Source organism: Paraprevotella sp. (assembly GCF_986071375.1).
Genome location: NZ_CFQRNQ010000001.1, coordinates 196,092 through 218,457, shown reverse-complemented (window position 1 = coordinate 218,457; position 22,366 = coordinate 196,092). Strand labels below are relative to the sequence as shown.

Annotated in this window: 19 protein-coding genes; 5 read left to right on the top strand and 14 right to left on the bottom strand. The window is 51.7% G+C overall.

The annotated features are described in order from the left end of the window. Positions 1-2: 2 nt before the first annotated feature. The 13 genes from AC5RDV_RS00820 to AC5RDV_RS00760 form a co-directional block, all read right to left on the bottom strand. The gene (locus AC5RDV_RS00820; protein ID WP_130894091.1) at positions 3-380 is read right to left on the bottom strand and encodes a LytTR family DNA-binding domain-containing protein; all 378 of its coding nucleotides are present in this window, start codon (positions 378-380) and stop codon (positions 3-5) included. A gap of 566 nt (positions 381-946) precedes the next feature. Further along, positions 947-2,407, bottom strand: coding sequence for an MFS transporter (locus AC5RDV_RS00815; protein WP_008629923.1), 1,461 nt, complete (start codon positions 2,405-2,407; stop codon positions 947-949). Positions 2,408-2,421: 14 nt separating this feature from the next. Then, positions 2,422-3,522 (bottom strand): Mrp/NBP35 family ATP-binding protein, encoded by a 1,101-nt coding sequence (locus AC5RDV_RS00810; protein ID WP_282747497.1) that lies wholly within the window; start codon positions 3,520-3,522, stop codon positions 2,422-2,424. Between the two features lie 25 nt (positions 3,523-3,547). Then, on the bottom strand, positions 3,548-4,327 hold the full coding sequence (gene trmB / locus AC5RDV_RS00805; protein WP_008629921.1) for a tRNA (guanosine(46)-N7)-methyltransferase TrmB: 780 nt from the start codon (positions 4,325-4,327) through the stop codon (positions 3,548-3,550). 119 nt (positions 4,328-4,446) lie between these two features. Continuing rightward, complete coding sequence (locus AC5RDV_RS00800; RefSeq protein WP_008629919.1) at positions 4,447-5,070, bottom strand: DUF975 family protein; 624 nt, start codon at positions 5,068-5,070, stop codon at positions 4,447-4,449. Between the two features lie 25 nt (positions 5,071-5,095). Continuing rightward, positions 5,096-6,118 carry a branched-chain amino acid aminotransferase gene (locus AC5RDV_RS00795; RefSeq protein WP_282747498.1) on the bottom strand — a complete coding sequence of 341 codons (1,023 nt, stop codon included), beginning with the start codon at positions 6,116-6,118 and terminating at the stop codon, positions 5,096-5,098. Positions 6,119-6,247: 129 nt separating this feature from the next. Then, positions 6,248-6,454 carry an exodeoxyribonuclease VII small subunit gene (xseB, locus tag AC5RDV_RS00790; protein WP_008629917.1) on the bottom strand — a complete coding sequence of 69 codons (207 nt, stop codon included), beginning with the start codon at positions 6,452-6,454 and terminating at the stop codon, positions 6,248-6,250. 10 nt (positions 6,455-6,464) lie between these two features. Then, complete coding sequence (gene xseA / locus AC5RDV_RS00785; protein ID WP_130894088.1) at positions 6,465-7,760, bottom strand: exodeoxyribonuclease VII large subunit; 1,296 nt, start codon at positions 7,758-7,760, stop codon at positions 6,465-6,467. A gap of 1 nt (position 7,761) precedes the next feature. Then, positions 7,762-8,898: a tRNA 2-thiouridine(34) synthase MnmA gene (gene mnmA / locus AC5RDV_RS00780; RefSeq protein WP_282747499.1), complete on the bottom strand. Its 1,137-nt coding sequence runs from the start codon at positions 8,896-8,898 to the stop codon at positions 7,762-7,764. A gap of 382 nt (positions 8,899-9,280) precedes the next feature. Next, positions 9,281-10,435, bottom strand: a complete 1,155-nt coding sequence (locus tag AC5RDV_RS00775; RefSeq protein ID WP_008629914.1) for a sodium ion-translocating decarboxylase subunit beta — start codon at positions 10,433-10,435, stop codon at positions 9,281-9,283. Between the two features lie 4 nt (positions 10,436-10,439). After that, positions 10,440-10,883 carry an acyl-CoA carboxylase biotin carboxyl carrier protein subunit gene (locus AC5RDV_RS00770; RefSeq protein WP_008629913.1) on the bottom strand — a complete coding sequence of 148 codons (444 nt, stop codon included), beginning with the start codon at positions 10,881-10,883 and terminating at the stop codon, positions 10,440-10,442. Between the two features lie 37 nt (positions 10,884-10,920). Then, positions 10,921-11,880 carry an OadG family protein gene (locus AC5RDV_RS00765; RefSeq protein ID WP_282747500.1) on the bottom strand — a complete coding sequence of 320 codons (960 nt, stop codon included), beginning with the start codon at positions 11,878-11,880 and terminating at the stop codon, positions 10,921-10,923. A 15-nt stretch (positions 11,881-11,895) separates the two neighbouring features. Beyond that, a complete protein-coding gene (locus AC5RDV_RS00760) occupies positions 11,896-13,449 on the bottom strand; it encodes an acyl-CoA carboxylase subunit beta (protein ID WP_008629911.1) in 1,554 nt (517 codons plus the stop codon). A 195-nt stretch (positions 13,450-13,644) separates the two neighbouring features. Here AC5RDV_RS00760 and AC5RDV_RS00755 point away from each other — a divergent pair, with 195 nt between their 5' ends. From AC5RDV_RS00755 to AC5RDV_RS00745, 3 genes are read left to right on the top strand one after another with little or no spacing between them, the layout of a single operon-like run. Beyond that, a complete protein-coding gene (locus tag AC5RDV_RS00755; RefSeq protein ID WP_282747501.1) occupies positions 13,645-14,997 on the top strand; it encodes an MATE family efflux transporter in 1,353 nt (450 codons plus the stop codon). Between the two features lie 4 nt (positions 14,998-15,001). Further along, on the top strand, positions 15,002-15,622 hold the full coding sequence (locus AC5RDV_RS00750) for a cytidylate kinase-like family protein (protein WP_008629909.1): 621 nt from the start codon (positions 15,002-15,004) through the stop codon (positions 15,620-15,622). Then, complete coding sequence (locus AC5RDV_RS00745) at positions 15,619-16,134, top strand: metallophosphoesterase family protein (protein WP_008629908.1); 516 nt, start codon at positions 15,619-15,621, stop codon at positions 16,132-16,134. The genes AC5RDV_RS00750 and AC5RDV_RS00745 overlap by 4 nt, the downstream gene beginning before the upstream one ends. A gap of 75 nt (positions 16,135-16,209) precedes the next feature. Here AC5RDV_RS00745 and AC5RDV_RS00740 read toward each other — a convergent pair whose 3' ends face one another. After that, a complete protein-coding gene (locus AC5RDV_RS00740; protein WP_008629907.1) occupies positions 16,210-17,904 on the bottom strand; it encodes a putative transporter in 1,695 nt (564 codons plus the stop codon). Positions 17,905-18,072: 168 nt separating this feature from the next. Here AC5RDV_RS00740 and mutA point away from each other — a divergent pair, with 168 nt between their 5' ends. Both mutA and scpA read left to right on the top strand, forming a co-directional pair. After that, positions 18,073-19,980 (top strand): methylmalonyl-CoA mutase small subunit, encoded by a 1,908-nt coding sequence (gene mutA / locus AC5RDV_RS00735; protein ID WP_282747502.1) that lies wholly within the window; start codon positions 18,073-18,075, stop codon positions 19,978-19,980. Continuing rightward, positions 19,977-22,142, top strand: coding sequence for a methylmalonyl-CoA mutase (gene scpA / locus AC5RDV_RS00730; protein ID WP_021980984.1), 2,166 nt, complete (start codon positions 19,977-19,979; stop codon positions 22,140-22,142). The genes mutA and scpA overlap by 4 nt, the downstream gene beginning before the upstream one ends. Positions 22,143-22,366: the final 224 nt, after the last annotated feature.

The window sequence follows — 22,366 nt, the reverse complement described above, 5'->3', positions numbered from 1 at the left end:
ATTCAACGTTGCGTCACCATGGTATCCAACTTTCCACTGATGTTCTCCATAAGCATGCGAAGCACCGGTTTGGGAAGGTGCAAGGTATAGTTGGTACCATGATCGTCCACTAATACCGCCACCTGTTTCACCGCGTTGACATGAAAGACCCGCCGGGTGTTGACGATATATTTACGCCCCAAGCGCAGGAACGCGTCACCGGCCTTCCCCTTGTCCGAGAGAGCGGCTTCCACTTTGGCAAGGCCGAAAGGAATCATGAAATGTGTCCCCGAAGAGTAATAGACATGAGTGTAATGGTCGTCGGCCTCAAAATACAACATCCTGTCGAGATCCACGACATAGAGTTCACCATACACACTGAAGCATAGTTTGTTTTCCATCTGCGCAACCTCGCCGCACTGTCATCCTGCGGCTTCGTGCCCGTGTCTTCCTCTCAGGCACCGGTTAATTTTTTAAACGACATAATTCCGGGCACATACGAAAAAGCGTGGAAAACCCGCCCGTTGCTGTTCCACGCATTGAGGCTCTCGCATTGCCCATATCAGTAGAACAACAACGCACAGTCCCACGCCGATATGAACAACACCCACCTTTATGGCATCGTATGTGGTGTGCCACTAAAACGTGGCACACGCACCAACGGCAATAAAGGTATGCGCTCCTGTACACACCCCATGGGCATCTGCCGCTGCCATGTCCTGACTGATATTACGAATTTGCGAGATTCCAACGCGTCAAGAACAAAGCGTCTAAGCAAACGCCTTCTCAATATATGCACACCCCCACCGCTGTTTTACGGCTAAATTGCCTTACAACTTTTTTCCGTGTCTCCACATGAAAAACCCCTCTCGGCGTGGAATGTAAATGCAAAGATAGGAATAAATATAATAAAACCCGAAACATCCGGAAACAAACCGATGTTTCAGGACCTAAAAAACAAAATCGTTCAAAAACGACGTGCCCGTAAACGCGAACAGGACACAAGGCTTCCGCAAAGCGTGAAACCGCCAGCCAACAACATGGCAGCATGGGGCGCACGGTCCCCGTTGATATAAAAGAGCAAGGCTACCAAGGCTGCCCCCATGGTCTGCCCCACCAAACGTGCCGTGGCTTGCATCCCGCTTGCCCCACCGGTCCGATATGACGGTGCGGAACTCAGCAACAGGTGGTTGTTGGGAGATTGGAACAGTCCAAAACCGAAACCGCAGAGCATCAAACGTGCCACCAACCCGCCATAACCCGCCGACGGCGACACATCTGCCAACAAGAAGCAGCCGACACTCATCACCAGTAACCCGAAACCTCCCAACAGCCCCGGATGGATTTTCGTGGCCAACGTGCCGGCCAAAGGACCGGCCACCACAATCACCAAAGGCCATGCGGTCATCAGCAGCCCCGTCTCTGCCGCGCTCATCCCGAACGTGAGATGGAACATAAAAGGCAAGGCCACCATGCCTAACATTTGCGAAGTGAAAGAAAGGATACTGGTCAGCACGGACAAAGAAAACACGGGTATGCGAAGCAAATCGAAAGGCAGCATCGGATAGGGTTGGCGCAACTGACGACGCACGAAAACGGCCCCTATCCCGACCAAAAGGACAACTCCGACCACAATCCAACGAAAGGACAGCCCGTGGGAAAAGGCTTCCACACAACCGATGAACAGACCGAACGTAAGAGCGTTCAGCACTGCCGAAGGGAAATCGAACCGTCGCCCCTCGACGCAAGTCGGATTCCCCGGCAAGTATCTACGGGCCAAAAAGAATGTCAGTACGCCGAACGGCAAATTCACGGCAAACAGCCATGGCCAGGAAGACACGGACAAAATAGCACCGGACAATGTAGGTCCGGCCACGGAAGCCAAAGCCACGACCGTGGCATTCAGCCCGAAACCTTTGGCCAGATGGCGTTTCGGATAAATCAGACGCACCAAAGAGCCGTTCACACTCATCACCATGGCCGCCCCCACGCCTTGCAACATGCGTGAAAGAACCAACAGGGCAAACGAACCGGACAAGGCACAACACAACGAACCGACGGTAAAGAAGACCATTCCCCACAGATAGGTACGTTTGAACCCGAACAGCTCGCCCAACGCGGAACAAGGCAACAGGGTCATGACGACCACCAGTTGGAAAGCATTGACTATCCAGATGGAATCGGAGGAAGAGATTTGCAACTGACGCGCAATCGTGGGCAAGGCCACGTTGCATATCGTGCCATCGATGACCGAAAGGAACAACCCCGAAAAAATAGCCACCATGGCATAATAGATTTGCGGACGGTGAAGCCCGTCCCAATCCATATTCCCCACCACGTGCACCGTGGAAGTTTTCCGCTCGTTTTGTACCATCGCTCTTTTCAAGTTAAAAAAGCCGTCCTGCCCACGGCAAAACGGCTTATACATTATAATATATACAATTACTTCTTTACCTCTACGATATGCGTCGGTGCCTGTTCCGCATTCCTCCGGTCGGTCTCTTCCACCACACGGCGGGCAAAGGCCATGAACGCTTGTCCCGTCTGGCTCCCGTCGTTCAATACTTCGGGCGTACCGTTGTCACCATTCTCGCAAATGCTCTGCACGATGGGAATCTGTCCCAACAAAGGCACGTGCATCTCTTCGGCAAGGCGTTTCACCCCTTCTTTCCCGAACAGGTAGTATCTGTTTTGCGGCAACTCGGCCGGAGTGAACCATGCCATGTTTTCCACCAACCCAAGGATGGGGACATTCACTTTCTCGTTCTGGTACATGTTGATGCCTTTGCGCGCATCGGCCAACGCCACTTTCTGCGGCGTGCTGACAATGACAGCACCGGTAATAGGTAAGGTCTGCACCAACGTGAGATGGATATCGCTCGTACCCGGAGGCGTGTCGAGGATAAAGTAATCCAAGTCGCCCCAGTTTGCATCGCCTATCAACTGCTTCAACGCATTGCAGGCCATCGCCCCACGCCACAAAGTGGCCTGGTCGGGATCGACAAAGAATCCGATGGAAAGCATCTTGATGCCGTAACTCTCCACCGGCACAATCAAATCACGCCCATTCACCGGTTCGGCATAAGGATGCGCATCTTCCACATGGAACATCTTGGGCATGCTCGGCCCGAAGATGTCTGTATCAAGCAGTCCAACCTTATAACCCATCTTGGCCAAAGCCACAGCCAAGTTGGCCGCTACCGTAGATTTCCCCACACCGCCTTTGCCGGACGACACGGCGATAATGTTCTTCACGCCGGGCAACAGTTGCCCCACCTCCGGGCGGGGAGCCTGCAAGGTTTTGGTGTGTATCTCCACCTCCACCTCCTTGCCCACGTAGGCATGGATGGCAGCCTCGGAAGCTTTCACGAGCGACTTGAGGAAAGGATTCGTCGGCTTGTCGAAAATCAACGAAAAACTGACATGCAGCCCGCTGATACGCAAATCGTCTTCCACCATCCCGGCCTCTACGATGTTCTTTCCCGTACCGGGATAACGCACGGTAGCCAGTGCGTCCATAATCAATTTGGGATATATTTCCATAAGTTCGGTATTTTAATTCGTTCTTTCATTTAGCCGTCGACAATCCGCTGCGCTTGCTGCGGTTGTAACTCCGGTATTCATCCAATTCTATCTCCACTTCCGGCTCCGACAGTTCTCCGGCTTGCGGCAAGAGGAAACGCATATATTTGATATCCAGTCCGCGGTCGAGCCATTGCTGCTCGTAATACGTCCGGATGTTCAGGATACGGGCTTCTTCGGTATCCGGATGCTCGGCCAACGTACTGTGATACAAGTCGCGGGTGGAAAATTCCAAGGGCAAACCGTTCTTTTCCACCATATATTCCGTATAAGTGAAAAGGAAATTGGAATCGGTTTTCAAGTGAATCCGTCCACGGTCTTGCAGGAAACGGCGGTAACGCGCCATGAAGTAAGTAGACGTGAGACGTTTGGTCACTTTCTTCATCTGCGGGTCGCTGAACGTCAGCCAAATCTCGGCCACTTCGCCTTCGGCAAAGAAACGGTCGATAACCTCTATGTTCGTACGCAGGAACGCCACGTTGGGCAAGCCTTCGCGCAACGCCTCCGTGGCTCCCGTCCACATACGGGCGCCCTTGATGTCCACCCCGATAAAGTTTTTGTCGGGATACAAACGGGCCAACCCCACGGTATATTCACCCCGCCCGCACCCGAGTTCCAACACGATAGGATGGTCGTTCCGGAAAAAATCTTCATGCCAACGCCCTTTCATATCGAAAGGCACTTCATCCACGACCGAATAAGGGTATTCAAACACATGAGGATAACTGGCCATGTCGGCAAACTTTGCTAATTTCCCTTTTCCCATTCTATTTTTATATCAATCTGTTTATCTATCACAAAGGTAGGCAATATCAGAAAAATAAAAAAGCCGCCGACAAACTTTTCCTCTTGTCGGCAGCTCAAAATCATGAATTCGAGAACTCTTTATTCTCCTTGCGCCTGAGCCGCTTCGTACTCGGCTTTCACATCCTCATAGAAGTGCGCCGAAGCTGATTGCATGTAAGGAACCAACCACAAGAGGCCGATGCCCAACGTCAAGATGCAAAGTAACCCCCAACCAATGAAGGTCAAGTACAAATAAAACAGGTCGAACTTATGCCCCTCCATCATCTTCATGCTTTTTTCAATGGCACCATTAAATTTCAATTCGGGATTATCCCGCAAGACAAAAGCCGTCATGGCATAAGAAAAAGACTTGATGATGCCCGGCACGATAAGCAACAAGGTCCAAAGAAACGTATAGATACCGGTGAGTATCATCGTCCCGGCCACACGGGTGTAATCGCGAAAACCCTCGAATAACTGCCCGACCTTATACTCGTCTCCACTACGCAAATTGTCGAGGAACAGCACAGATATGCTCCAACCAAGAGGTATCAGCACCAACTGTATAATGGAACCTACTCCATCATAAACTTTTAAGTCGATACTAGCCGGTAACACTCCCATAACCGCCAGATAAACCAACGTAACCATAACCGCGCCGCCCCATTTTCCAGAAAGCGACGCCCGGGCTGCAGCCCGCATTTCACTTGCACTTCTAATCATAATAATAGATTTTTTAATGAATAAATCAGTCCATCACCACCGTAGTCCATCCGTGCACATCGGGTTCGATGCCGTACTGGATATTACACAGGTGGTGATATAACTGTGTACAAACCGGTCCCGGTTTCCCGTCTTTGCTGATAATATAGCTCTTCTTGTTCTCCAAATCGTCGATACGCTCGATGGGACTGATAACCGCAGCCGTACCGCATGCCCCGGCCTCTTCGAAAGTGGCCAGTTCTTCTTCCGGAATCTGGCGGCGTTCCACCGTCATGCCCATGTCTTCAGCCAACTGCATCAGGCTCTTGTTGGTGATGGAAGGCAAGATGGACGTGGACTTCGGTGTGACATACGTATTGTTCTTGATGCCGAAGAAATTGGCAGCCCCGCATTCGTCGATATATTTCTTTTCTTTCGCATCGAGATAAAACTCGCAGGAGTACCCCAAATCGTGTGCCATCTTGTTCGCTTTCAAGCTCGCCGCATAGTTCCCACCTACTTTATAAATACCCGTTCCCAACGGTGCGGAACGGTCGAACTCGCGGATAATCACGTATGGATTGGTGGCGAAGCCTCCCTTGAAGTATGGTCCTACCGGCGTGACGAAAATCACGAAGAGGTATTCGTTAGCCGGATGCACGCCCACTTGGGCACCCGTGCCGATAAGCAGCGGACGGATGTACAACGTGGCACCGCTCTCGTATGGCGGAATGAAACGCTCGTTGAGCCGCACCACCTTCTTGACCATTTCCTCGAAACGTTCCGTAGTCAGTTCGGGCATCAGTATGCCACGGCACGTGCTCTGCAAACGCTTGGCATTCTCGTCCATGCGGAACACGCGCACCTTGCCGTCCGGACAACGGTAAGCTTTCAGCCCCTCGAAAGCTTCCTGCCCGTAGTGCAGGCAAGTAGCCGCCATGTGGATATTGAGGGTCTCCTCCGAACAAACTTCAATCTCTCCCCACTTCCCGTCGCGATAATAGCAACGTACGTTATAGTCTGTCTTCATATAGCCGAAAGACAGGTTCGCCCAATCGATTTCTTTCATCTTTTCCGTTTTTTAAATTTCATTCTGAAAGACAAAATTACAGAATTTTATTATTTTAAAGGCATTTTCCGCAAAGAATTTATCATTTAACAAGAAAAACGCCATACACCGGACGAAACCGGAACCGCCTCAGGCTTCTTTCTCGCCCGTTTCCAGTATTTTTTTGATTTCTTCGTCCGTCACGTAAAGCTTCTCGCGGCAGAACGCTACCAAGCGTTGAGCTTCCTTCAATTCCCCGGCCAACTGGTCGATGCCGGTCTCGTTTGACTCAATCCGGCGCACCAATTCTTCCAGACGCGCCATAGCCTCCTCGTATGACAAGTTTTCTTTCTTCATATACCTTATATTATTGTACGACCGAGCGTATCTCGCCTTCCGCCAAACGGGTCGTGATTTCTTCTCCTCCTTTCAGTTCCGAAGCCTTCCGCACCAACTTTCCACCGCAAAACGTCATGCTGTAGCCCCTCTTGAGCAACAGGACGGGGTCGGCCGCCTCGCATTTCTGCTGCAGGAGCTGCAAGCGGAACCGCTCACGCTCCATGCGCACGGGGATGCCGCGCCCCAACCGCCCGGCATACAGGTCGAGGCGATGGTGTTCGTCGGAAAGGCGTTGCCGGCCGGCATGGAACAGACATGCGGCCATCTGCTCCAACCTGCGCTCCCCACGGGTACGCACCTGCAGGGCTGCCGCTGACAACCGGGCGGACAAACGCTCCACGCGCAAACGCTCACCTTCCATGCGCCCCTTGGCCTGCTGTTGGATTTCGCGTGCCACAGCCTCCAGACGCGAGGCCGCCTCCAACTGGTGATGGATGAGGAACGCGGCGGCAGCCGTGGGAGTCTTTACCCGCGTGTGCGCCACGAGGTCTATCACCGTGTCGTCGCGCTCATGCCCGATGCCGGTTATCACCGGCAAAGGGAACTGTGCACAAGCCGCTGCCAACAAATAGGTGTCGAAGCCGGACAAGTCACTGGTCGCCCCTCCACCACGGATAATCACCACGGCATCCCACTCGTCTTGCCGAGCCATGACGGCATCCAATGCCGCCAACACCGATGATTCCACATGTTCGCCCTGCATCACGGCAGGGAAAAGCCGGACGGTGAAACGCAGGCGATAGTCATTGCGGAGCAACTGGTTGCAGAAATCACCGTAACCGGCGGCTGTGGCCGACGAAATGACGGCTATACGGTTGGCCAACATCGGCAAAGGCAGTTCCTTATTGTCGTTCAGGATGCCGTCTGCCTCCAAGCGTGCCAGAATCTCCCGGCGTAGACGCGCCATGTCACCCAACGTATAGGCCGGATCGATGTCTGCCACGGTCAACGAATAACCATAAAGTTCATGAAAGGTGACCCCGACCTTGACCAAAACCTTCAGTCCCGGCGATAAAGCCCGCCCTGTCTCCCGCTCGAACATGGGTTTCAGCAGACGGTACGTCCCGGCCCAAACCACACCGCGAGCTTTGGCCACCAAGTCACGGCCGTTCACGGACTTCTGCACGAACTCCAGATAACAATGGCCGTTGTAAGCCTCGCGTACCTCGCTCAGTTCGGCCTGCAACCAATATTCGGCCTGCAACGTACGTTCCAACGTGCCGCGCACCAACCCATTCAGTTCATATAGTGTCAATGCCTCCATCTCAGTCTTCCAAATAAGCTTGCAGCCCCCGTTGCGAACCGATGTAGGCACCGCCCACCATCTTGTCGCCGACGTAGAACACGGCAGACTGGCCGGGTGTCACAGCCGAAGCCTTCTCCTTGAAACGCACCAGTCCCAATTCCTCGCTGCCTCCTTCTTCCGGAAAGAGGTTCTTCACCCGTCGCACGGTGCACGGTATCGGGCGGCTTCGGTAACGGATGCGCACCGACAAGCTGCCGTCGTCCCAAGTCCCGTCCTCCGGCATGCGCATGCCGGACACCAACATGTGGCTCGCGTCCAAATCGTCCGCATCACCCAGCATCACCGTGTTCTTCCGGGCATTCAACCTCAACACGTAGACCGGCTTGCCCAAGGCAATGCCCAACCCCTTACGTTGCCCCACCGTGAAATACGGGAAACCGCAATGCGTACCGATGACGCGCCCCTGTACGTCGACAAACTTGCCTTCGCCCACGCACCGGTCCAAGTCCGGCACCTGCTCACGCAGGAAATCCCGATAGTCCTTGTCTATGAAACAAATTTCCATCGATTCTCCGCTGCGGGCTTTCATCTCAAATCCCTTCCGTGCCAGATAGCCCCGCACGTCTTCCTTTCTCATCGCGCCCAATGGGAAAATACAGCGCGACAGCACGTCTTGCCCCAACCGCCAAAGGAAATAGGACTGGTCTTTTTTCCCGTCCACACCGCAATATAATGCGTAGTGCCCGTCCTCTTCTTTCACTCTCACATAATGCCCCGTGGCAATATAATCGCAACCCAACTTGTCCGCCCACTCCACCAACACGCGGAACTTGAACGCGGGATTGCACATCACACAGGGATTCGGCGTACGCCCGGCAAGATATTCATCCACGAAATCACGGACTACGATATCTTTAAAGGCCGTCCGCTCGTCGGCCACATAATGGACGATGCCCAAACGAGCGGCCAAGGCCCGGGCATCTTGTATGAAATCGGGATATTCTTGCCCCGCATCGGTAAACTGGCGCGCCAAGTCCCACACGCGCATCGTCACGCCCACCACCTCGTAACCTTCGTCCTGCAACATCAGGCACACCGCCGAACTGTCGATGCCTCCCGACATGCCGACCAATACCTTCTTTCTTTCATGTTCCATATCCGTTAGCGTGAAAGTCCTTTTACACAAAAGTACGAAGAAAAAAATAAAGTAAGGGGAAAACCAAGAATTATTTCTGCGTCTTCCGACACGTCTATAAATATTTCTTACGCCTCCGGAGGAAGCCGAATCATTCTGCGGAGAACGGAAAATCAATCTCAGCCAAACGAAAAATCAATCTCCTGAGATTGATTTTCAAATCTACTGAGATTAAAATTCGATTCTGCATCAAAATTTATTATACTGTATAACAACTACTTACTAAAACTTCTATTCGGGATTCCATACCGACATGGTGTCAAGATTGTTCTATTTCAAAGAAAAGGCCGCTTTCCCTTGGAGGAAAACGGCCTTTAGTATCGTCTGACGGCTCGTGCCCAAGTTAGCTCAAGAAGCCCAACAACACACCGGCAGCCACAGCCGAGCCTATCACACCGGCCACATTCGGCCCCATGGCATGCATCAACAGGTAGTTCTTGGAATCGTATTCCAACCCCAGATTCTGCGAGATACGGGCAGCCATCGGCACGGCGGACACGCCCGCATTACCGATAAGCGGATTGATTTTCTTGTGTTTCGGCAAGAACAGGTTGAAGAACTTGACGAACAACACGCCCGAAGCTGTAGCGATGATAAAAGCCAAGGCACCCAAAGCAAAAATCTTTATCGTGTCCATCGTCAAGAACTCGCTAGCCTGCGTGGAGCATCCCACCGTAAGGCCGAGCAACATGACGATGACATCGTTCAACGCACTACCGGCCGTCTTGGCCAAACGGGTGGTCTTCGTACTTTCTTTCAACAGGTTACCGAAAAACAACATACCCAAAAGCGGGAGGCCGGAAGGCACGATGAAAGTCGTCATCAACAATCCCACGATAGGAAATATGATCTTCTCGGTCTGCGAAACCTGACGTGCGGGCTTCATGCGTATCACACGCTCCTTCTTCGTGGTGAGCAAGCGCATCAAAGGCGGCTGGATGACCGGCACCAAAGCCATGTAGGAATAGGCGCACACGGCTATGGCCCCCATCAGGTTCGGCGAGAGCTTGGAAGACAGGAAGATGGCCGTCGGCCCGTCGGCTCCGCCGATGATGGCGATGCCCGCCGCCTGGTTAGGCTCGAAACCCAAGGCCAAGGCTATCATGTAGGCCCCGAAGATACCGAATTGGGCGGCAGCACCGACCAACAAAAGCTTCGGGTTGGCTATCAACGCCGAGAAATCCGTCATGGCACCGATACCGAGGAAGACCAAAGGCGGATACCAACCGGTCTTCACCCCCTGATAAAAAATGTTCAACACGGAATTATCCTCATACAGCCCGACTTCAAGCCCGACGGCTTTAAAAGGAATATTCCCCAAGATAATACCCAAACCGATAGGAATCAAAAGCAAAGGCTCGAAATCCTTCTTGATGGCCAACCACAAGAAGAACGCACCCACCAGTATCATGATCCAATTCCCCAACTCGGCATTTGCAAAGCCCGTATAGGTGAGGAAGTCGGATAATTTTGTTCCGATGAAATCAAATACTTCCATAGCCCTAACCGATTGTTACCAGAATTGCACCTTCACGCACCGAGTCGCCCTTGTTTACATGCACGGCCATTACCGTACCGTCGCACTCGGCATTGATATTGTTTTCCATCTTCATGGCTTCGAGCACCACCACGGTCTGTCCTTTCTTCACGGCTTGTCCCACGTTGACAGCCACGGCATTCACCGTGCCGGGCAGCGGGGCACGGACGGCCGTACCGTTCCCGACCGGGACTTCGGGCTGCGCTGCCGGTGCGGCAGCCGGAGTGACAGGGCCATGATGCACATGGGCTACCGGACGGATGACCGGCTTGTGGGTCAAATGCATCGGACGTTCCATCTCCACTTCGAAAGGAATCCCGTTGACTTCCACTTGAGCCATGTTCCCCTCCACATCGTTAATCTTCACCGTATATTCGGCACCCTTTACCTTATATTTATATTCTTTCATGATGATTCTTTTTTTGATTAGACTTTAACGTTTGATTTTATTCCGGCCACTCACGCATGGTGTAGCCCTTCGCATTCCATTCGGAGTGCTCTTCGGTATGGTAAGTCAGGACGTTGCTCTCCACGTCATGCACGTCTTCCTCATAATCGCGGAGTGCCATGGCAATGACAGCCATATAGACTTTCATGTCCACCCCTTTGGTCTCCATACCCTGTTTGGCCATGACGGCAGCTTTGTCAGCTTGGTCGCGCACCGCACGGATAGCCCGCACACGGGCCATCTTCGACACCAGTGTCACGGCATAGCCGAACAGGCGGAAAAAGACATAAAGGGCCAACAGGCACCCGAACACGACCCCCATCGCCATGATGGACATGGCAATGCCATACGGGTCTTTCTCTTTGAATTCCGCAACTTTGTCCTGCACTTTGCCCTGTCCGGCATTCGGTGCCCCGGGAGTCACCTCTTCCGCATCAAGCACCATCCAGACGTAAGCCTCGCTATCAGAATCATACACCCGGGCGTATGACTGGTTTTCGGCCAAGGGCGGCACAGTGATGGAATCGAGCAACGTCTTGCCGTTTCCGTCAAACAAGGCGATGAAGTTTTCCTCGCCTTCCTTTAACGTAAAGTTGGTGTGCAAAGTACCGAGATTCGTATGCCCGTCGGCAAAAAACACGATGCGCTGTTGGGCGGTCAAGTTCGTGCGTTCATCCCCTTTCGGTACGAGCGACATCAACTTGACACGTTCCGGCACGGAAAGGTCTTTGTTCAAAGCCTCACGATTCGTAGTCAGATAACAACTACGGATGTTGTTGGTTCCCCACGAAGTGTTGGCAATCTCAATCCAACCCGAACGCTCCCCGTATTCGTCAATGAGACCGTGCGTGTTGGTCACAACCACTTCATTGATTTTGAAGCTGAAGGCCCCCTGCCCGAAAGCAGCGGCCACAACCGTCAAACCAACAAGGATTCCTAAAAATCTTTTGTGTAACATCATCTTTATATTGGATTACAATGGAATATTCCCATGCTTCTTCACAGGGTTCAATAATTTCTTGGTCTGCAACTGGGCCAACGCACGAATGACACGGAAGCGCGTGTTGCGCGGCTCTATCACATCGTCGATGTAACCGTACTTGGCAGCCTGGTAAGGATTGGTAAAGAGTTTGTTATACTCGGCTTCCTTCTCTTCCAGGAAGGCTTTCGGGTCTTCGGCTTCCTTGGCATCCTTGGCGTACAATACGGCCACGGCCCCGGAAGCGCCCATCACCGCAATTTCCGCCGACGGCCAAGCATAATTGATGTCTCCACGCAGCTGCTTACAGCTCATCACGATATGGGATCCGCCATAGCTCTTGCGCAAGGTCACCGTCACCTTAGGCACGGTGGCTTCCCCGTAGGCATACAGCAACTTCGCCCCGTGCAATATCACGGCGTTGTACTCTTGCCCCGTACCCGGCAGGAAGCCCGGCACATCCACCAAGGTCACCAACGGAATGTTGAACGCATCGCAAAAACGCACGAAACGCGCCCCCTTGCGGCTGGCATTGCAGTCGAGCACGCCTGCATAGCACTTCGGTTGGTTGGCCACCACGCCCACGCTCTGCCCGTTGAAGCGGGCGAAGCCCACAATGATATTCTTGGCATAATCGGGCTGCACTTCAAAAAACTCACCATTGTCCACTATCGCTCCGATAACTTCGTACATGTCATACGCCTGATTCGGATTGTCCGGAATGATTTCATTGAGGAAATCCTCCAAACGGTCAATCGGGTCGGTACATTCCACCCGTGGTGCTTCCTCCATGTTGTTTTGAGGAATATAACTGATAAGAGTACGGATCATCTGCATGGCCTCTTCTTCCGTTTCGGCCGTGAAGTGCGTCACACCAGACTTCGTGGCATGCACGCTCGCGCCTCCCAAGTCTTCTTGCGACACATCCTCGCCAGTCACCGTCTTCACGACTTTCGGACCGGTCAGGAACATATAAGAGGTGTTCTCCATCATCAAAATAAAATCCGTCAGGGCCGGAGAATATACGGCACCGCCCGCACAAGGCCCGAAAATACCGGAAATCTGGGGAATCACACCGGATGCCTCAATGTTACGCTGGAAGATATTGGCATAACCACCCAAGGCGTTGATACCTTCTTGGATACGTGCTCCGCCCGAATCATTGATACCGATACAAGGTGCCCCCATTTTCATGGCCTGGTCCATCACCTTACAGATTTTCTCGGCCATGGTCTCAGACAAAGAGCCTCCGTTCACCGTGAAGTCCTGTGCAAACACATAAACCAAACGCCCGTCGATAGTACCGCTTCCGGTCACGACCCCGTCCCCCAAATATTGTTTCTTCTCCATGCCGAAGTTGGTGCAACGATGGAGCTTGAACATGTCCATTTCCTCGAAACTGCCTTCATCCAGCAACATGTCAATGCGTTCGCGAGCCGTATATTTCCCTCTCGCATGTTGTTTTTCTATGGCCTTCTCGCCTCCTCCCATGCGCGCTTTGGCACGGAGTTCCACTAATTCCTTGATTCTCTCTAACTGATTACTCATGATACTTAATATGATTTAAGAAACACTATCTGCTACCTGTCCGCCTCACTCTGGCGGTTGAGTATTGCCATGCTGCAACAAAGGTACTAAAAAAGAATTTCCATCAAGCCTTTTATGCGGAAAAAATTAGTCGAAAAAAGATAACCGGCCTTACGGGCTTTTTTCGTACCTTTGCCTTACTTAAATTAACTTAATATGTCGAATCACGCTTCACCATTAGATTTAGGAACTCTTCCCGTCAGCAAGCTACTTAAACAATATGCTTTCCCGGCCATCGTCGCCATGACGGCTTCTTCACTCTATAACATGGTGGACAGTATCTTCATCGGTCACGGCGTGGGACCTTTGGCTATCTCCGGGTTGGCACTCACGTTCCCTTTCATGAACCTGTCCGCAGCGTTCGGAGCCATGGTCGGAATCGGAGCGTCGACCTTGATATCCGTGAGATTGGGACAACAAGACTACAAAGCCGCCCAAGATATTTTCGGCAACGTCGTCACACTGACCCTGATTCTGGGTGTCTTGTTCAGCATCGTGTCATTGGTGTTCCTCGACCCGATTCTGAACTTTTTCGGTGCCAGCCCCGCCACATTACCTTATGCCAGAGAGTACATGGAAATTATATTGTTGGGTAACGTCATCACGCACAGTTTCTTCACTTTCAACGCCATCCTACGTTCTACGGGCCATCCTCAACTGGCCATGAACGCTACCATCATGGCTGTGGTGGGAAACACCATCCTCAATCCTATTTTCATTTACGGGATGGACATGGGCATACGCGGCGCTGCCACGGCCACGATTCTGGCACAAATCGTCTCGTTGCTGTGGCAGGTGAGCGTCTTCCGCCGCCCCAAGGAGCTTATCCAGTTCAAACGTGGCATTTACCGCCTGAAAAAGAAAATCGTCAAGGATACTTTCGCCATCGGCATGTCTCCCTTCCTGATGAACAGTTGCGCTTGCCTCGTCGTAATCCTCATCAACCGCGGACTTGGACAATACGGGGGTGACTTGGCTATCGGTGCGTATGGTATCGTCAACCGCGTCTTGTTCATCTTCATCATGATTGTCATAGGATTAAACCAAGGCATGCAGCCCATCGCCGGATACAATTACGGTTCTCAGGACTACCATCGCGTACTCAAGGTATTGCGTTACACCCTGCTTTGGGGAACGTTGATTACCACAACCGGTTTCCTCATCGGGGAGTTGCTTCCGGAATTGTGTGTCCGTGCCTTTACAACAGACGAAGAACTGACCGACATAGCCGTGAAGGGTATGCGTATCGTAGTCATATTCTATCCTTTAATCGGCATGCAAATGGTCACGACCAACTTCTTCCAAAGCATCGGGCAGGCGAGCAAAAGTATTTTCCTGTCCCTGACACGGCAACTTTTGTTCCTCATCCCGCTGCTTCTGACATTGCCTCAGTTCTGGGGCGTAAAAGGAGTATGGTTGGCCATGCCCATATCCGATGCCATCGCATGTATAGTAGCCGGAATCATGTTAATCACAGCATATAGAAAATTTAAAAAATTAGCCGTATAACGTCATGAGAAAACATATCATTATCAATGTAGGACGCCAGTTAGGCAGCGGCGGACGCATCATCGGGAACCGCATTGCGGAAGATTTCAACATCAAGTTTTATGACAAGGAACTTTTGGACCTGGCTGCAAAAGAAAGCGGCTTCAATAAAAAGTTCTTCGAGCGCAATGATGAGCATAAAGGTTTCCTCAAAATACTTTTCAGCTCTTTTGCCCCCATCTTCGGTAGTAGCGACCCATACGCCAACCAACTCAGTGACGAATCGCTTTTCAAATTTCAAAGCGACGCCATCCGCAAGGCGGCCGAACAGGATTCTTGCGTGTTCGTAGGAAGATGTGCCGACTATATCCTGCGCGACTATCCCAACACCGTGAATGTCTTTATCACGGCCGACATGCCCGACCGAATCAAACGAGTCTGCGAGATGCTCCACATCACGGAAAAAGAGGCAGAAAAGAAATGTATAGAAGGAGACGAGAAACGTTCCGAATACTATAACTACTACAGTGCCAAGACTTGGGGAAGCGCAGCGTCCTATGACCTTTGCATCAATTCGTCTGCCTTAGGCATAGAAGCTACTGTCGACATAGTCGAAGACTTCATAGCCCAGAAGCTGAAACTATGAAGCGCATCGGATTGCTTTCGGACACCCACCGTTATTGGGACCGTAAATATCTGGAGTATTTTGAAGAATGCGATGAGATTTGGCATGCTGGAGACATCGGCTCCATGGAAGTGGTACAAAAATTGTCTGCATTCCGCCCTTTCAGGGCTGTATATGGAAACTGCGACGGTGAGGACATCCGTAAAATGTTCGGCGAGAAGCTCCGGTGGCGTTGCGAAGATGCCGAGGTGCTGATGACGCACATCGGAGGATACCCCGGCAAATATGCTCCCGACATACGAACGCAACTGTACAGTCATCCGCCTCATTTGTTCATCTGTGGGCATTCCCATATCCTAAAGGTTCAGTTCGACCCTAAATTAGGTTTGCTGCATATCAACCCGGGAGCTGCGGGCATCATGGGTTGGCACAAAGTACGTACGCTCGTACGTTTCACCGTAGAGGGGCAGACCTTCAAAGACTTGGAGGTGATAGAAATACCACGAACGGAAAGTTCATCCTGCATATTATAAAATCCGCATTATACGTATGGCGCCCGGTTTATTGGATAAACCGGGCGCCATACGTACAAATCTACCTGCACGGCATCAGAATGCCCCGCAAAGCAACAGTACAATCAACTGTGCCGTCAGAATGCGCAAGAACATCGTCAACGGGTAAACAGTAGAATAGCCCACAGCAGGAGCATCCGTACTGGATGCCTGATTGGCAAAAGCCAAGGCCGGGGGGTCGGTCGTGCTACCGGCTATCAATCCCATGATAGTGAAGTAGTTCAACTTGAAACGCATCCGGGCAATTATACCTATTATTAATATAGGTATCACAGTTATCAGGAAACCGGTCCACACATACGTCAGACCGTCACCGGCAACAACAGTCTCCACAAAATGCTCCCCGGCTTTTATCCCCACACTGGCCAGGAATAAAGCTAATCCGAACTCGCGCAACATGAAATTGGCACTTGTAGACACATACGTGACCAAACGGAACTTATAACCGAAACGGCCTATCAAAATGGCCACAATCAGCGGTCCTCCGGCCAAACCGAGCTTCACAGGCGTGGGCACGCCCGGGAAAGCAAACGGAATGCTTCCGAATATGATGCCGACCAGAATACCGACAAAAATCGTCACTAAGTTGGGATGATCCAAACGCTTCACGGAGTTACCCATCAGGCTCGCCACACGGTCGACTGCATCTTCCGGCCCAACCACGACAATCTTGTCGCCCACCTGCATACGCAAGTTACGGTCGGCGAAAAGGTTCATTCCGGAACGGGAAATACGCGTCACATTCACCCCATAGACAGAACTGAAATGCAACTGGCCGAAAGTCTTGCCGTTCATTTTCGGTTGAGTTACCACAATGCTCTTCGACACCATCGGCATGTCCTGCATGTCCCAGTCGATATATTCTTCCGGTCCGATAAAGGCACGGACAGCTTCCGCATCGTCTTCGGCACAAGTAATGAACAAGTGGTCGCCCAAATAAAACTTCGTATCCTTGGTCGGTATACTTACATGGCCGTCATGCAAGGCACGCGAACAAACATAATTGCGTCCCAAGAAATCGCGCACCTGCAGCAACGTCTTTTCATGCAGGGCCGTGTTCGTGACCTTCAAAGTCATCTTGTGAGGCTTGGCGTGCGGGTTTTCTGCCTGTTGCGCCAATATACGGTCTTCCTCGTCTTTCAACACGATACCGCAAATATAACGAATGGAAATAGTAGCAGCGATAATACCCACCACCCCGAGGGGATAGGCACAAGCATAACCTGAAGCTATCTGCGGAATGGCCTGCCCGTTCGCAAAGACCTGAGTCAACGCCTCCGTGGCCGCCCCCAATCCCGGCGTGTTTGTCACCGCACCGCAAAGTACCCCCACCATCATCGGCAAGTTACGCGGGTCGTTCGTATCAAACACACAAAAATACAAAACCAACATCACCAGGATGTTCAACGCCACGATGCCACAAGCCAACAGATTCAATGTCACACCACCTTTCTTGAAAGACTCGAAGAACCCCGGTCCCACCTGCAAGCCGATACAATACACAAACAGTATCAAACCGAAATCCTGCAAGAAATTCAACGTGGAGACAGGACCGGTAAATCCGAAATGTCCGGCCAAAATACCTGCAAACAACACGAACGTCACTCCTAATGAGATGCCGAAAAATTTAATTTTTCCCAAATAGACTCCCAAAGAAATTACCGCCGTGTACAACAAGACGATATGGGCAATGGAATTTGAATCAAACAGCAATTGCTCTAACCAATTCATCGCTTTACTTTAATTTTATATATAAATGATTTTTTAATTCTTCCTATTCGTCGGCAAAAGTACTCAAAAAAAGGACACCAACTGAGTTTTTCCATCTGATTTTTTGTACTTCTACAAAAGTTTTGTTACTTTTGTTCGATTGATAAAATTCTTTTTAACAGTATAGCTATGGCAGATAGTAAAGAAAAGCTTTTCTCTGACTTCATTGCACCTACGCGACAAGAATGGCTCGACAAAATCAACGTCGACCTCAAAGGTGCGGATTATCAGAAAAAAATGGTCTGGAGAACCAATGAAGGGTTCAGCGCAGAACCATTTTACCGAAAAGAAGATTTGGAAGGTATGGCGCAAACCCATGCACTTCCCGGCGAATTCCCCTATGTTAGAGGGAACAAGAAGGACAACAACCGTTGGTATGTCCGCCAAAACATCCGAGTGACCGTCCCAAAAGAAGCGAATGAAAAAGCACTCGACCTCCTGAATAAAGGAGTCACATCATTAGGGTTTAAAGTCCCGGCCAAAGAGTTGAACGCCACGTTCATCTCCACTTTATTGGAAGGAATCAAGGCCGATGCGGTGGAACTGAATTTCAGTACTTGTCAAGGTCATACCGTAGAATTAGCCCGTCTCCTGACGGCATACTACGATGAAAAAGGATATGACCGCGCCGCATTAGTGGGCAGCATCGACTTCGACCCGATGCAGAAGATACTGACCAAGGGCAAGGATACGACCGCCCTGTTGAACAGACTGGCGGAACTGGTCAATATTTTCGCACCGTTCCCGAAAATGCGTTGCGTTTGTATCAATGCCGACACGCTCTGCAACGCCGGTGCTTATATCTATCAGGAACTGGGCTATGCCCTGGCATGGGGGAACGAATACCTCAACCTGATGGTAGAGGCCGGTATCCCGGCAGCCCTTGCCGCCAAGAAAATCAAATTCAACTTCGGCAGCAGCGGTGTCTATTTCATGGAAATCGCCAAGTTCCGTGCTGCACGCATGATGTGGGCCAACATCGTAAAACAATATAACCCGGTTTGTCCGCGCGAAGACTGCACCAACACGGGTGAGGATAAGTTCTGCAACTGTGCCTGCAAAATGTATGTCAACGCCACCACTTCCACTTACAACATGACGGTGTTCGACAGCTACGTGAACATGCTGCGCACGCAGACTGAGGCGATGAGTGCCGCATTGGCCAACGTAGACGCCATCGTAGTGACTCCGTTCGACACTCCATACGAGACTCCGACTGATTTTGCTGAACGTATCGCCCGCAACCAACAGCTGTTGTTGCAGGAAGAAAGCCACTTCGACAAAATCGTAGACGTGGCCGGTGGGTCATATTTCATCGAAACGCTCACCCGTTCGTTGGCAGAAGAAGCTTGGAAACTGTTCCTTACCGTAGAAGAAGAGGGCGGATTCCTTGCAGCCGCCAAGGCAGGCAGCATCCAAAAGGCCGTGAACGACACCAACGCCAAGCGTCATGCCAACGCAGGCAAGCGCAAGGAGTTCCTGCTCGGAACGAACCAATTCCCCAACTTCAACGAAAAGAGCGAAGGAAAAGCCCCATTGGCTGCCACATGCTGCTGCCACAGCCACGGTGACAGTTGCGAAAAACCGTTCGCCAAACTGGAAACAAGCCGTCTGGCTGCCGATTTCGAAACATTGCGCCTACAGACAGAACAAGCCGAAAAGCAGCCGGTGGCTTTCATGCTCACCATAGGCAACCTGGCCATGCGTCAGGCACGCGCCCAGTTCAGTTGCAACTTCCTGGCTTGCGCCGGCTACAAGGTGATAGACAATTTAGGTTTCCCAACCGTGGAAGAAGGCGTGGAAGCCGCCATGAAGGCAGGTGCCGACATCGTGGTGCTTTGCTCTAGCGATGACGAATACGCCGAATATGCCATCCCGGCTTTCAAAGCCGTAGACGGCCGTGCCATGTTTGTCGTGGCCGGTGCTCCGGCCTGCATGGAGGACTTGAAAGCTGCAGGTATCGAGAATTTCATCCACGTCCGTGTAGACCAACTCCAGACACTGAAAGAGTATAACGCAAAATTGGGAATCAAATGAGACAGAATTTTAAAGACATAAACATATTCTCCGGTTTCGGCCAAAAGAACGGCCAGGACTGGCAAAAAGAAAACGGTATCACCGCCAACTGGAAAACGCCCGAACAGATCGACATCCAGCCGGTGTACACCCAAGAGGATTTGGAAGGAATGGAGCATTTGGACTTTGCAGCCGGTATACCTCCGTTCCTGCGCGGCCCGTACAGCATGATGTACCCGTTCCGCCCGTGGACCATCCGTCAGTACGCCGGATTCTCCACCGCCGAGGAAAGTAACGCATTCTACCGCCGCAACTTGGCTAGCGGACAGAAAGGTTTGTCCGTGGCTTTCGACCTCCCGACACATCGTGGCTACGACCCAGACAACGAACGTGTGGTAGGCGACGTGGGCAAGGCCGGCGTGTCAATCTGTTCATTGGAGAACATGAAAGTGCTTTTCGAGGGAATCCCCTTGAACAAGATGTCCGTCTCCATGACGATGAACGGTGCCGTACTCCCCATCCTGGCCTTTTACATCAACGCCGGACTGGAACAAGGCGCACAGTTGGAAGAAATGGCCGGAACCATCCAGAACGACATCCTGAAAGAATTCATGGTGCGCAACACCTATATTTATCCACCCGCCTTCTCAATGAAGATTATTGCCGACATCTTTGAGTACACTTCACAGAAGATGCCTAAGTTCAACTCCATTTCCATCTCCGGTTACCACATGCAGGAAGCCGGTGCCACGGCGGACATCGAGCTGGCCTACACATTGGCCGACGGTATGGACTACCTGCGCGCCGGAGTGAACGCCGGAATCGACATCGACGCATTCGCGCCTCGTTTGTCTTTCTTTTGGGCCATTGGCATGAACCATTTCATGGAGATTGCCAAGATGCGTGCGGCACGTTTGCTGTGGGCAAAAATCGTGAAAAGCTTTGGTGCGAAAAACCCGAAATCCATGGCGTTGCGTACCCACTCGCAGACTTCCGGTTGGTCGCTTACGGAACAGGACCCGTTCAACAACGTGGGACGTACGTGTATCGAGGCCATGGCAGCCGTTTTGGGGCACACTCAGTCATTGCATACCAACTCACTGGACGAAGCCATCGCCCTGCCGACGGATTTCTCGGCCCGTATCGCGCGTAACACTCAGATATACATCCAAAATGAAACCCAAGTGTGCAAGCACATCGACCCATGGGCCGGTTCTTACTATGTGGAAACCCTGACGAACGAACTCGTCCACAAGGCTTGGGAACACATTCAGGAAATCGAGAAACTGGGCGGTATGGCCAAAGCCATTGAAACCGGTCTGCCCAAGATGCGTATCGAAGAGGCCGCAGCCCGTACACAGGCCCGTATCGACTCCGGCGCACAGACCATCGTGGGTGTGAACAAATACCGTTTGGACCACGAAGATCCAATCGACATCCTCGAAGTGGACAACACTGCCGTCCGCCTGCAACAGGAAGAAAACCTGAAGAAGCTGAAAGCCGGACGGAACGAGGAAGAGGTGAAAAAGGCATTGGCCGCCATCACCGAATGCGTACGCGAGTTCAACGAAGGCAAGAAGAGCGAACACAACCTGCTCGACCTAGCCGTAAAGGCAGCCAGCGTACGTGCCACGTTAGGAGAGATTTCAGACGCTTGCGAGGCTATCGTAGGCCGATATAAAGCCGTAATCAGAACTATTTCACAAGTGTATTCATCAGAAAGTAAAGCAGACGCCGACTTCGCCGAAGCTTGCGAGTTGACGGAAGAGTTCGCCCGGCAGGAAGGCCGCCGGCCGCGTATCATGATTGCCAAGATGGGACAGGACGGCCACGACCGCGGGGCCAAGGTTTGTGCCACGGGTTATGCCGACTGCGGTTTCGACGTCGACATGGGACCGTTGTTCCAGACACCGGCCGAGGCTGCACGCCAAGCCGTAGAGAACGACGTGAACATCATGGGCGTAAGTTCGTTGGCAGCCGGACACAAGACCCTCATCCCGCAAGTCATCGAAGAGCTGAAGCGGTTGGGACGCGAGGACATCATGGTCATCGCAGGCGGTGTCATCCCGGCGCAGGACTACGACTTCCTGTACAAAGCAGGCGTAGCGGCTATCTTCGGTCCCGGAACCTCCGTAGCCAAAGCAGCCTGTGAAATGATGAAAATCCTTTTGGACAAAGAATAAATACCACTTAATTTTTTCTTCATGGCGGTCATTCCGGCTTAGGTCGGGGTGACCGTTTTCCATATCTGGAGCATGGGGTAGAAAAGAAGAAAGCATATAGTCGGACTCCTCGCTGAAAATCATGAATAGCCAAACACGAAACAGCCAACCACCCGATACAAGACCAAAAAACGTCCGGCAGAAATGGAAAACTATCCGGCACAAAAAGAACAAAAAGCCTCAAA